Below are 11,966 nucleotides of genomic sequence, written 5' to 3'. Positions count from 1 at the left end.
AATTTCGCTTTGTCCATCTTGCAAGTTTCCATTTTGTTGCCATTGTTGGCAGATTAATACAAAATATCAACTTACACAAAATTATTTACAGCCTCTCCAATTGGAATAGAAAAAACTGCTGAAATAGCAGAGCCTGCACCAATACTCATTATTATGCTTTTATTGAGATGTTTAAACTGATGACTTAACAAAGCACTGATACAACTACCAAAGTGGACTAAAGGTCCAAAAATACCTACGGAAGCACCACCACTCAAACTTACTAGAGCTAACAGTACGGTTAAAAAACCATCTTTTAAGTTTGGGTTTTCTTCTCGATGACTCGCCACAATGATATCCGCAGGACCATTGGGTCTATTTCCATCTATCCTGCTTAAGATTTGTCCTGCGATGATCGCGCCAATAAAAAGTGCCATTCCAATCTTATAATCATAGGTCTCGAGAGGGAAACTTAAGTCTGTTGGCAGGTTTGGTATCCATAAGGACGTCATGAACTCTACAATCTTGAAAAACCCTAAAGAGCAGATTCCAACAATGAGGCCAATGAATATTGAACTTAGAATCATATAAATTCTTTTAGAGAAGAAATTCCAAGCATGATTGAATATGTTTCTGAATGAAACTAAATATTTTTAGAGCTTCAAGTCAGATTCGTTAGATTTGTAGTTTGTATGCCTCATGATACTTTATATTTATTTACCTAGGCCATGGATTAGCTTGGTGAACTATGGCATTGCTATTTTAATCATGGGACTAAACTGAAAGCATCTCTAAGATTATTTGAGATGAATTTGAGCAAGGCTGTAGGATACTCTGCAAATGACCTTGCATGAATCTTTTAAATTAAACAATACTCTCAATGATCGAGTGTTTCGATCTGGTTTTACTTAACCGGAGAAGTACGATAGACCGGTTAGAGATCCTGTAAATGAAGCGATAAATTAATTAGACGCACTTGCTTTGGAAACGTATATTGCAATTGCATTTATTTCTTCGGGAGAAAGTTTCCCTTTAAAAGGTGGCATTGCTCCAATCCCATTATTGAGGGCGGTGACGACTCTGAGTTGACTCGGTTTTAATTCATCTAAAATTGGTCCAACAGCGCCTTCAGATCCAGCATCCTTTAAGGTATGACAAATTCCACATGGAGGAATGGCGGATGAAAAAAGTTTTTTACCTAAAATAAAGTCACTCGTTTCATCAGCCATCACAAAATGAGATGTTGAGAATAAAAAGGCTAAGGGGAGTAATCTCAGAAAATCTCTACAGTACATATTTCTTAGGCCACGATGATATTAAATGAGTGATCTGCCCAGCTATTGTTGTTGTAACCACTTTGATTTTCTCCTCGAGTTTCTGGTTGGATCTTGCCGGAGGTGTCGGTGGCTCTTGAGGCAAGGGTATAGCTTCCAGAGCCTAACAATACCTCAAGAACGAATTGTCGCCATGCATATTTCCCTAGGTCGGGTCCAACAAAACGGGCTTGTTCCCATGTTTTTCCACCATTGATAGATACTTCAACGCCTTTGACCGCGTGTAATCCACCAAAAGCAACACCTTGGATTTGAACTTTACCGGGCTTCACCTGACCGTTATCAGTAAATGGAGAATTAATCCAAGATTTAATATTCATTTCTTGGACTGACGGTTGTGATGGATCTGTTTTGCCACCAAGTGGGGTCATACGATAGCCGTGAGACATAATCTTCGCATCGCTTTCCTGAGCACTAAATGTTAATTCTTTGATGTATTTAATATTATTAACCCCTGCATAACCCGGGACGATAAGCCTTAAAGGGCCTCCATGAGCAAGCGGAATGGGGACACCGTTCATTTCCCAAGCTAAAAGAGCATCCTGCATTGCCGCTAATGGGACAGAACGTTCGACGATGATACTTTTGGGATCAATCCCATCGGGTAATTTTTCACCGCCGGTACCAGTAATAAATTTCATACTAGGAAGAACTCCTCCTAAAGTTTGTGCGACTTGTCGAACAGGCACGCCACTCCAAACAACACAACCTGCCGCACCTACGGTCCAAGGTGTCCCGCTAGGCTTACTAGGGAAATAGCCACGTCCGTTACCGGAACACTGAAGCACTGCGGCTGTAGTTTCTAATCCTAAACTTTTTAACTCAGCCAAGGTAAATACACGAGGTTCTTTGACGCCTTGAATACTGATTTCCCATGCATCGCGATTGGCAACGATACTTGGATTCGGGGCAGGAAGATTGTTACGAATGTAGAGTTGTTCGGTTGGAGTTATAACACTAGTTCCAAAGGCTGAGCGCTTTGTTTCAATAGTTGTCGAACTATGAATAATCACACTTTTCGGATCTTTCCAAGCGACATAGGAAGGAAGGGGCTTAATTACGTCCGAAGCGGCTTGCGCAAAAACAGTTTTTTGAAAGCTTGCAATGCCTGCAATTGCAATTGAACTAGCACTGCTTATCAATAAATTACGGCGAGTCTGATTGTGAAATTTTTTCATAGTCATTTTCTTTCATTATGATGATCAACACTATTGCCTCATCAGTGAATTCTACTCTTCAAAACTTCATAAATCCATCACCGATAAATAAAACTGTTAAAGCCCTTTCTGTAAAAATATTATTAACCTTAAATCAGCATTTGCATTCACACTTTAAAGTCGGTGGTGCCATTCTTTTAAGAGAATTTTGTATGAACTGTAATTGGAAGTGTAGTCACCAGCAACTAGATGCTCCTACTCTCCGATCGCTTGTTGACGCTAATTCCTAAACAATCAAAGCCAACACACCTCACAAATCACAGTAACTATCCAAAATCTCAAATGAGGAACTGTAAAGTTTTGTTGAGTTTTTGTTTAAATTATATTTTTTCATCTTCTAAGCGGTAAGTTTCACGTTCGAATCGTGTTAAGTAATCAAAGCTCCGAAAAATACCTATACTGCCATCAATTGCTCAATTATGTTGTAAAGCGAAAAATTGAGTTATATCAATATCAATTGGAAAGAAAAGCATATCTTCAAGTAAAAATGGGGAGAATGATTTTGAAAACTAACGCGCTTTTTTCTAATGGTTTCAATATAACGAATCAATATGATTATTCGATGGCCATCCAAGATCTTCAGAATGATGGTTTCATTAGTTTGGATAATATTCAAAAATTATCCTGTACCGATCTTCAATACTTATGCGAAGAGATTAAGTTCTGGTGTATTTACGGAAATCAAGATGCCAGGAATTTAAATTTACGTCCTCGGGCAGCTATTCCATTCACAGTATTTTAAGCTGACGGAGCTTCGTTATTCAAGTCGAGGTGGATGTCAATAAGAAAAATGTGAATAATCGCTGTAAAATAACAAGGAGTCAACTTCAATTCGCAAAATCATCCTACAGAAGGATTAAATGGAACATTACAAACCAATTAATATTTCGGACAAAATCGCAAGGCTATTTACAAAAATGATGCGTTTCTTTGCGGATACTTTTTTTCAAAAACGTTATGGTCATCGTGCTGTAATTTTGGAAACTGTTGCCGGAGTTCCTGGAATGGTTGCAGGTATGTGGACGCATTTAACCAGTTTGCGGAGGATGCAGACTGGCTATGGTCCGAAAATTCGAACATTATTAGCTGAAGCTGAAAATGAGCGGATGCATCTGATGACTTTTATCGAGATTGCCCAACCAAATGCCTTAGAAAGGCTATTGGTGTTAGTTGTTCAAGCCATCTTCTGGAATTTCTTTTTCATTATCTATGTATTTTTTCCAAGAACAGCACACAGAATCGTGGGCTATTTTGAAGAAGAGGCCGTCTATTCATATACTGAGTATCTCAAAGAAATCGATGATGGAAAGATTGCTAATGTGAAAGCACCGCAGATTGCGATTGACTATTGGAATTTACCTGCAAACGCTACGCTTCGCGATGTTGTTCTCGTCGTTCGTGCTGATGAAGCAGGTCATCGAGATGTAAATCATCAATTTGCTAATGAGTATGACAAATAATTCTCAATGTTTTAGAAAAATTCAGAACTGAGAACTATACGGTCAATTTAGCGTCAAGTAGTTCAAGTTTTGCCTAAGTACCCTCAATATTCAGCATGGAATCTCACCCCGAAGAAGTTAGCGGGACCACGATCTGCATTGTAGGCTGGATTATTGATGTGCTGATAATTAGCGGTTAACCAAACATTTTTATAAACACCCCAACTGTAATAGGTTTCTAAAATTCTTTCGGGAGCGTAATTCAGCGTTTGTCCTGGTCCAGCAGTATCGCCAATAAAGAAAGATACTCCTCCGGCAGCTAAGTAACTTTTACGAGCATCAGATAGGCCATTTTGTAAAAATGAAATACCAAATGTATCGGTTGGTTTTTTCCAAAGTGCGCCATTAAAGCTAAGACCGGTTGAAATGGAATTATCTGCTTCCGTAAAAGCCAAAGTTTCCGTTTGTCCATCAGAAATCATGCCCCGGAAATATACCCCAATATTTTTTGTGAGATGCTGTTCGATATTAATTCCAACGCCCATCTTTACTTGCTCTCCATAACGTGAATTTAAGATGGTTTGAGAGCCGATTAGGTTAGGGTTAGTTTGTATTAAAGCCAAAGCATCATCAAAGCGAGACATGATCTGACGATCACGGTAAGCCAATAAACGAACTTTACCGGGTTGATCATGAATTACATGACCTCTTTCGATTTCTATATTGTCACCGTAATGTGCGAAAAATTGACTATCAACCACCAGTTCATTGGGCGTTCGAGGCACCGTCATTCTCGCAAATCGATAAGCCCAGTTCTCTTTGTACCACTCAAAAGCAATTCCCCACCCATATCCTCTTGCATCCGCTGCATAATCAAAAGAGGCATGCGTGAAATTACCCCAATTCAAAAATTGAGTGCGTGGATCTTTTGCAAATTCGTTATCATCCATTACGTCAAGTAGAGCAAAATTACCGGCTGTAATGACGAGGCGATTTGCTGCAACAAGCATTGGAAACTGATTTGCTTCTTCGGTGAGCTTGCTTTGCTCACCTGAGAAATTCTCAGTATGACGAATAAATGCACGTTGCCTATAAAACTTTAAGTCAGGCCCTTGTGCTCTAGTAGCTTCACCATTTGCGAAACCACCAAGTCCTTGTAGGTTTGAGAATGGCACGCCTGAAACTGCTTCAACGTTTAAAAATGCTTCTGTACGCGGTGCTATTTTCCAACCAATATGCGCACTATTAGTCCAGGTATAACCCGTTTCATATCTGGCTTGCATGCTATTTGGACCACTGTATAGCTCACTCATTCCAGGTTTGCTATGGCCGATAAATGTGGTTTGATAGAACACATTAAACCTTTTTGCTATCTCTTCATCCGTCAATTCTGCTGGAGCATCATCCGCTGGCACACTTAAAGCACCAGATTTTCCAGATGAAAAGCTAATATTTTCGGCTCCATAAGAAGTATTAGCGCAAAGAATGGTGATTCCCGATATGGCAGCTAATAAAGAATTTTTATACATGAGTCAAAATCAAGCACAGTGGATGAAGGTTACTAAATAATATAGCGTAAATGTTACAAAGTGTAATTAACGCCATGAAGGCAGGTATTTGAAGATTTTCCTTGGCCGAAGTTAGAGGCTGTAAAGTATCCTTCCCCTCACCAAATTTTGCTCAAACTTCGGATTCGACAGTTAAAAAAATAGGACTACCCAAAGGTTGTCCTATTTGTTAGCTACTAAATAATTTCAATGAGATTCGTGCTTTTACTCCCCAAGCTCGGCAGAGTCTCTCACCACTAACGGATCTAAATTTCCATGTGGTGCTGGAGTGGATTTAGGCTTGGTGCCAGGCATTAACTCAAAGGTCGGTGTGAAGGATGTGAGTGAACTGCGGAGGTCATCAAAAACTTGGCGATTACCAACAAACTTTGCTTTACCTTCTTGAATCAATTGATCAAAAGTTTTCGTACCACCCATTACTAAGTTTAAATCGGCACGATTTAATGTAATGCTTAAATCAGCTTTAGCGGCTTGTTGCCCTTTGATATTGGTAAGCGCTGAGTTACTCAATTCTACGACAAACTTTTCACCGTTATCAGGGGTTTCAAGGTTAATCACAGATTTTTTACCAGCAACTTTTCTACTATCCATCGAAATTGCTAAAGAATTTAGCCATAATTCTGTTGGCATCCCGCGAATGAGGTCAGGACCGCTAGCTTTTGGTGGGGTTCCAGCAGGCATGCCATGACGTAATTCGTAGGCGGCACCTAGGAAGCTGTTACGAACACTTGGACTTTCTTTTTGATAACCAATTTGCTCAAATAAATCAGCCAGCAAATCTTTTGCTGCCGTGTTATTCGGTTCTGCGTAGACTAGTTTATTGACAATTTCAGTACCTTGCAGATATTTTCCTTGGCTGTAAAGTTGTTTCCCTTTAGCGATAATTTTTGCACTACCCCCCATCATTTCAACATAAAGAGGTGCTGAGTCCTTAGGGGAAAGGGGAGTTAGAGTGGTTGGATTACCATCCCAATAACCAATGTAACGGTTAATTACTGCACGGCTATTGTGTTCCTCTGAACCATGGTAACTGTGTGCAGCCCACTTATTCTTCAAACTATCAGGGAGCTTATATACGTTTTGAATTTCATTGATGGTGACACCTTGATTTGCATGGTGGAGAACTTCATTATTCAAATAAGCATAGGTATCTCGTTGAGTTCTCATGATATCTTGGATACGAGCATTACCAAAGCGTGGCCATGAGTGGGATGCAAACATTACGTCAACATCTGGGCCGTAACGATACAGAGCGTTATTAATATTTTTAGACCAAGCGAGCGCATCTCTTACTAAAGCACCACGCAGAGTATAAATATTATGGATGGTTCCTGTGATGTTTTCCGCGGCCCAAAGCGCTTTCATCTCTGGGAAGTAGGTATTCATTTCTGCTGGCGCTTCTGTACCAGGGGTGTTTTGGAATTCCATTTTCACACCATCAATCGTCATTGATTCAAAAGCGTTAGTGATATATTTTGTTGGTTCAATTAAGCCTAAATTACCTGCAGCAGTATTTTTACCAATGGATTGATCAACGTGCCCAAATGGACTTCTTGGGAGTAAAACGCCGTACTGAAAAAACATCCTGCGTGTCATTGCATTTCCTGCATAGACGTTTTCAGCAACTGCAGCTTCCATAAAGCCAACTGGAGCAATAATTTGTACTTTACCGGCTTTAACATCTGCTTCTTCGACGACGCCGCGAACCCCACCGAAGTGATCACCATGGGAGTGGGAATAAACCACTGCAACTACTGGACGTTTACCAAGTTTTTCGTTAATGAAGTCAAGTGCTGCTTTGGCTGTTTCTTTGGCCGTTAGTGGATCAAAAACAATCCAACCTGTATTGGTTTTAACAAAACTAATATTTGCTAAGTCAAAGCCGCGGACTTGATATATTTTGCCTGGGAGAACTTCGTATAAACCATACGCCATATTGAGAACAGCTTGGCGTTGAAGTGAGGGGTGAATACTATCGAAGGTTTTACCTTGAAGTAAGAAGTCATAGCTACCCATATCCCATGCCACATTCCCAGCTTCGGCTTTAATTTGTTTGTAGCTAGGCGCTGCGATGAAGCCTTTTTTTGCTTCATCATAGTCAGTGGTATCTTCAAAAGGCAAGGATTTACGAGCCATTTCCTGCAGCTTTATCGTGTACGTAGAGGGGTACTTACCTTTCTTGTCAAAGTGCTTTCCTTCCATAGCGCCAGGGTCAGCAACAATTGCCCCCCCACCAGCAGCGAAAGCCGAGTTGATAGAAAAGCTTAAAGCTAATAAAGTCGCAAGTTTAAAAGATTTCACAAATACTCCTTCTATTATTTTTGAATTAATAAATAATATACACAAAATTCGTTTCATCCTTTATTTTTTGGTGTTTTGATGAATTTAGGCATAGATTAACTTTTATGGAGTGTTCTGACACTTGGCGTTATATAAAAAGGCTAGTCATGCTCTAAAGTTGGGTCACAAGTGGATTTGAGTATCGTGAAAAGGAACATCCATCTAGTAATAATATGAAATATTTGGTCAGATGAATTGAATTTAACCAAAAATGAAGTTATTGTTATTCAGTGAGACTTTTTACAAAATCAATTAAAAAAAATATTAAATATGAAAACTCTAGTATATGGAGCGGGGGCAATTGGTAGTTGGTTAACTGCCGAGTTAACCAAAGCAAATCAGGATGTCTGTGTTTTAGCTAGGGGTGAAAATCTCAGGAATTTACGTGAACATGGCGTGACATACGGCGAAATGGGTGGTGAACAATTGCAAGTTCCTATTCGTTGTATCGATCCTCATTCTACTGAAAAAAACTTTGACATTATTTTTGTGACGCTGAAGTCGATGCAAATAGCCGATGCGGCAGAGGATATTATGTCTAGATTATCATCAGGTGGTTCGCTAGTGATGATACAAAATGGGTTGCCGTGGTGGTATTTCAGTGGCATTGATTCACCTTGGAGTGGCAGAGTCCTTCAAACTTTAGATCCTGATGGCTCACTGACCAAAAATATTCCAGTGGAGTCGATTGTTGGGGCGGTTATTTTCAGACCTGTCATCAAAGTGGGGCCAACTCAATACGTTCTACCAAAAGTTCCTAAGTCTTGGTTAAGTATCGGTGAAGTTGATAATCAAATGCGTCCTAGATTATTGGAAATTGAAAAACTGGTCACCTCCACCGGTTTTGGGGTTCAAGTGGTCTCCGATATTCGCAAGGCAAAATGGCAAAAACTCCTCAGAAATATTGTTTGGAATACGCTGTGTACGATTGGCCAATCTCCTCCAGGTAGATATGAGGCTCATCCATATGGTGCTGAAATAGTGCAATCCATCATGCACGAAAGTTTAGCGATTACTAAGCAATTAGGTATTGAGTTGGATATCAGTCCTGCGAGTGAGTTATTAAGTGCTAAGGGAGATTTCAAAAGTAGTCCTTCTATGCAGCAAGATATAAGAGCCGGTAGGCCTCTTGAAAGTGCGGCAATCATTAAAGTAGTGATCGAAATGGGTGAAATTTTAAAAATTCCAACGCCAACTTTACGCATGATTTCTTTATTTTTAGATGTTTTGGATCAGACTGCGCAGGCAGAGGGTGGTGGTATTCGGGTGGTAGGTAAGTAAATCTTATTACATATTTTGGATAGAAAATGATGAAATTATTCAATCGATTGTTAACAGTAGTTGGAATGATTGGTCTAAGTTTTAGTCTGAATGTATCCCTTCAGGCACAAGAATATCCGAATCGACCGATTAAAATAGTCATCCCTTACCCTCCAGGCGGTCCTTCAGATATTGTGGGACGTCTACTAGGACAAGCACTCAGTGAAAGTCTTGGTAAGCCAGTAATCATCGAGAGTAAACCTGGCGCTGCTGCAAACATTGGGATGCAATATGTAGCAAGGTCCAGTCCTGATGGATATACACTTTTGTTGGTCAGTAGTAATCTGGTGATAAATCCTAATTTATACGCAAATCCAGGATACGATGTCATCAAGGATTTCACGCCAATTATCATGCCAGCGGGCTCACCGAATCTGATCGTAGTTCATCCTAGTTTTCCAGCGAAAAACGTTCAAGAGTTTTTAGCACTAATTAAAGCGAATCCAGGTAAATATGATTTTGCTAGTCCCGGAGGTGGTTCTGGACCCCATTTAAGCGCAGAGTTGCTAAAGTTGAAATTGAATTTAAATATGCCCCATATTCCATTTAATGGTGGCGGACCAGCACTGCAGGCAGTATTGGGTAATCAAGTACCGATCGCTTTTTCTACCTTACCCCCAGCAATGGCTCAAGTGAAGTCTGGAAAATTAATTGGCATCGCTTTTACCAGTAATGCTAGGTCTCCAGCTCTCCCAGATATTCCTACCTTAGTTGAATCTGGCGTTAGCGATGTCGAGGGGGAAACTTTGCAATTTATCATGGCTCCGGCAGGTACTCCAAACCCTATCATCCAGAAATTGAATGTCGAATTTAACAAGGCATTATCGAATGCGGAGTTACAAGCGAAGCTGATTAATGCGGGTTATTTTGTATACAACAATTCTCCTGAGCAAACTGCTCAAAAAATACGTACGGAGCTTGATAAATGGGGAACAGTTATAAAAGCTGGGAAAATTAAGCCGGACTAATTTTTTAGGTTTTATAAGACGGATCCATCTTGTCTAGCATGCGGAGCAATGCTTTCCATTCGCCTTTTCTTTCCTGGTAGCCAGGTCGAGCAAAACTCTTAGCAACACCTTCAGCAACTTCTTGGCTTGGGATGATTAATTTTGCACCACCAGAGAGGGCAGCAATTTGAATTTGGCAAGCTCGTTCTAGGTAATACATGTAATCAAAGGCTTCACGAATGGTACTGCCACAAGTAAGTAAGCCATGATTGGACAAAATGAGCGTCATCTTATCCCCAATATCTGCAACCAAACGCTGACGCTCTTCTAAGTTCAGGGCAACGCCTTCATAGGCATGATAAGCCACATTGTTGGTAAGTCGCATGGCATGTTGAGAGATAGGCAGTAATCCATGTTCTTGAGCAGAAACACCAACACCTGCAGCAGTATGAGTGTGCATCACACAATGGACATCAGTCCGTGCTTCATGGATAGCACTATGAATCACAAACCCGGCTTGATTAAAGCCTAAACCAGTAGGATCATCAACGATTTCACCATCCAGAGTGATTTTTACTAAATTGGAAGCTTGTACTTCATCCCACATGAGACCAAAAGCATTGAGTAAAAAATGGTTATCTGATCCAGGAACTTTCGCCGAGATATGCGTGTAAATTAAATCCGTCATCTTAAAGTGAGCAGCAAATCGATAGCAAGCTGCAAGATTGACGCGAGTTTCCCACTCCGCTTCACTTACTTTACTGCGAACATCCTTATTAGAAAAATCCATGGTTTGTCTCCAATCTAGTTATACTTTTTTTTATTATAGATACTATTTTATCGATGATGAAATCTTACGGTTATTTGAGGTTAACAACTTAATCTATATAGCTATCAAGCACAGGATGTAAAGCTAATTTTAAATTTTCTTTAGTAAGTTCTGGCGAACATAATTCAATAAAATCATGTGCAAATCCTCTTAAAAAATAACCACGTCGCAAAGCAATCTTTGTGGTATTTGTGGGGAAGAGATGGGTACTATTTAATAATACCAAGTTCTTATCTCGCTCAGCTTGATAAGCCATTGAGGCAATAATACCAACACCAAGCCCTAGTTCGACGTAAGTTTTAATTACATCGGCATCTAACGCTGACATGACGATATCTGGAGTAATATTGGCGGTTAGAAAAGCTTCATCAATCGACTTACGTCCTGTAAAGCCCTCATGGTAGGTAACAATAGGATACTCTGATAAATTTTCAAGATTGATTTTCTTCAGCTTAGTGAGGGCGTGGTTTTTAGGTGCAATAATTGCATGATGCCAACTGTAATAGGGAAAGGTGATTAACTCAGGATATTGGTCTAGCGATTCAGTAGCTATTCCAAAATCGGCTTTCCCCTCAATCAACATTTGCACAATTTCTGTTGGGCTTCCTTGATGAAGCGCTAGATGGACGTTTGGATATTTTTTCTTAAACTCACTGACCACTTTAGGTAACGCATATCTAGCTTGAGTGTGTGTGGTGGCAATCGTCAGTTGACCTTTGTCACTATCACTAAATTGTTTTCCCAATTGCTTAATATTGTTTGATTCAAGTAATATCCGTTCGACCATTTGGAGTAGTTCTTGTCCAGGCTCTGTTAAACCAAGAAGTCTTTTACCTTTTCTGATAAAAAGTTCAACACCTAATTCATCTTCTAAATCTAATATGTGTTTACTAACTCCCGATTGAGATGTAAAAAGAGTATTTGCTACTTCCGTTAAATTAAAGTTTTTTCTTACTGTTTCACGGATGATTCTTAATTGCTGAAAATTCATAA

At 39.8% G+C, this 11,966-nt stretch carries 11 protein-coding genes; 4 read left to right on the top strand and 7 right to left on the bottom strand.

The window, feature by feature from the left end:
- Positions 1–71: 71 nt before the first annotated feature.
- The 3 genes from B8983_RS08150 to sorT all read right to left on the bottom strand — a co-directional run bounded on the left by B8983_RS08150 (position 72) and on the right by sorT (position 2,491).
- Positions 72–566: a chloride channel protein gene (locus tag B8983_RS08150; protein WP_084283647.1), complete on the bottom strand. Its 495-nt coding sequence runs from the start codon at positions 564–566 to the stop codon at positions 72–74.
- Positions 567–941: 375 nt separating this feature from the next.
- Entirely contained in the window at positions 942–1,208 is a 267-nt protein-coding gene (sorU, locus tag B8983_RS08145) for a SorU family sulfite dehydrogenase c-type cytochrome subunit (RefSeq protein ID WP_234986950.1), read from the bottom strand.
- A 71-nt stretch (positions 1,209–1,279) separates the two neighbouring features.
- Complete coding sequence (sorT, locus tag B8983_RS08140) at positions 1,280–2,491, bottom strand: SorT family sulfite dehydrogenase catalytic subunit (protein WP_084283660.1); 1,212 nt, start codon at positions 2,489–2,491, stop codon at positions 1,280–1,282.
- 541 nt (positions 2,492–3,032) lie between these two features.
- On the opposite strand from sorT, the gene B8983_RS08135 reads away from it, so the two are divergent.
- Positions 3,033–3,272 carry a hypothetical protein gene (locus B8983_RS08135; protein ID WP_143736134.1) on the top strand — a complete coding sequence of 80 codons (240 nt, stop codon included), beginning with the start codon at positions 3,033–3,035 and terminating at the stop codon, positions 3,270–3,272.
- 118 nt (positions 3,273–3,390) lie between these two features.
- Positions 3,391–3,990 (top strand): alternative oxidase, encoded by a 600-nt coding sequence (locus tag B8983_RS08130; RefSeq protein WP_084283644.1) that lies wholly within the window; start codon positions 3,391–3,393, stop codon positions 3,988–3,990.
- 83 nt (positions 3,991–4,073) lie between these two features.
- On the opposite strand, the gene B8983_RS08125 is transcribed toward B8983_RS08130, so the two are convergent.
- Both B8983_RS08125 and B8983_RS08120 read right to left on the bottom strand, forming a co-directional pair.
- On the bottom strand, positions 4,074–5,498 hold the full coding sequence (locus B8983_RS08125) for a carbohydrate porin (RefSeq protein WP_084283643.1): 1,425 nt from the start codon (positions 5,496–5,498) through the stop codon (positions 4,074–4,076).
- 243 nt (positions 5,499–5,741) lie between these two features.
- A complete protein-coding gene (locus tag B8983_RS08120) occupies positions 5,742–7,838 on the bottom strand; it encodes an alkyl/aryl-sulfatase (RefSeq protein WP_234986949.1) in 2,097 nt (698 codons plus the stop codon).
- Between the two features lie 309 nt (positions 7,839–8,147).
- Here B8983_RS08120 and B8983_RS08115 point away from each other — a divergent pair, with 309 nt between their 5' ends.
- Together B8983_RS08115 and B8983_RS08110 are read left to right on the top strand one after the other, a co-directional pair.
- Entirely contained in the window at positions 8,148–9,158 is a 1,011-nt protein-coding gene (locus B8983_RS08115; RefSeq protein ID WP_084283641.1) for a ketopantoate reductase family protein, read from the top strand.
- Between the two features lie 26 nt (positions 9,159–9,184).
- Positions 9,185–10,165, top strand: coding sequence for a Bug family tripartite tricarboxylate transporter substrate binding protein (locus B8983_RS08110; protein ID WP_084283640.1), 981 nt, complete (start codon positions 9,185–9,187; stop codon positions 10,163–10,165).
- Between the two features lie 4 nt (positions 10,166–10,169).
- Here the strand turns inward: B8983_RS08110 and B8983_RS08105 are convergent, their stop codons facing one another.
- Positions 10,170–10,934 (bottom strand): class II aldolase/adducin family protein, encoded by a 765-nt coding sequence (locus B8983_RS08105; protein WP_084283639.1) that lies wholly within the window; start codon positions 10,932–10,934, stop codon positions 10,170–10,172.
- Between the two features lie 88 nt (positions 10,935–11,022).
- Complete coding sequence (locus B8983_RS08100) at positions 11,023–11,964, bottom strand: CysB family HTH-type transcriptional regulator (RefSeq protein ID WP_084283638.1); 942 nt, start codon at positions 11,962–11,964, stop codon at positions 11,023–11,025.
- Positions 11,965–11,966 lie beyond the last annotated feature (2 nt).

The sequence above is a fragment of the Polynucleobacter kasalickyi genome (assembly GCF_900176405.1).
GTDB classification, from domain to species: Bacteria; Pseudomonadota; Gammaproteobacteria; order Burkholderiales; family Burkholderiaceae; genus Polynucleobacter; species Polynucleobacter kasalickyi.
This window is presented reverse-complemented; position numbering and strand designations above follow the sequence as displayed.

Bases quoted from the DNA above. Each gene is read 5' to 3' on its own strand.
- B8983_RS08150 (WP_084283647.1), bottom strand. From the start codon at position 566: ATGATTCTAAGTTCAATATTCATTGGCCTCATTGTTGGAATCTGCTCT.
- sorU (WP_234986950.1), bottom strand. From the start codon at position 1,208: ATGGCTGATGAAACGAGTGACTTTATTTTAGGTAAAAAACTTTTTTCA.
- sorT (WP_084283660.1), bottom strand. From the start codon at position 2,491: ATGAAAAAATTTCACAATCAGACTCGCCGTAATTTATTGATAAGCAGT.
- B8983_RS08130 (WP_084283644.1), top strand. From the start codon at position 3,391: ATGGAACATTACAAACCAATTAATATTTCGGACAAAATCGCAAGGCTA.
- B8983_RS08125 (WP_084283643.1), bottom strand. From the start codon at position 5,498: ATGTATAAAAATTCTTTATTAGCTGCCATATCGGGAATCACCATTCTT.
- B8983_RS08115 (WP_084283641.1), top strand. From the start codon at position 8,148: ATGAAAACTCTAGTATATGGAGCGGGGGCAATTGGTAGTTGGTTAACT.
- B8983_RS08110 (WP_084283640.1), top strand. From the start codon at position 9,185: ATGATGAAATTATTCAATCGATTGTTAACAGTAGTTGGAATGATTGGT.
- B8983_RS08105 (WP_084283639.1), bottom strand. From the start codon at position 10,934: ATGGATTTTTCTAATAAGGATGTTCGCAGTAAAGTAAGTGAAGCGGAG.
- B8983_RS08100 (WP_084283638.1), bottom strand. From the start codon at position 11,964: ATGAATTTTCAGCAATTAAGAATCATCCGTGAAACAGTAAGAAAAAAC.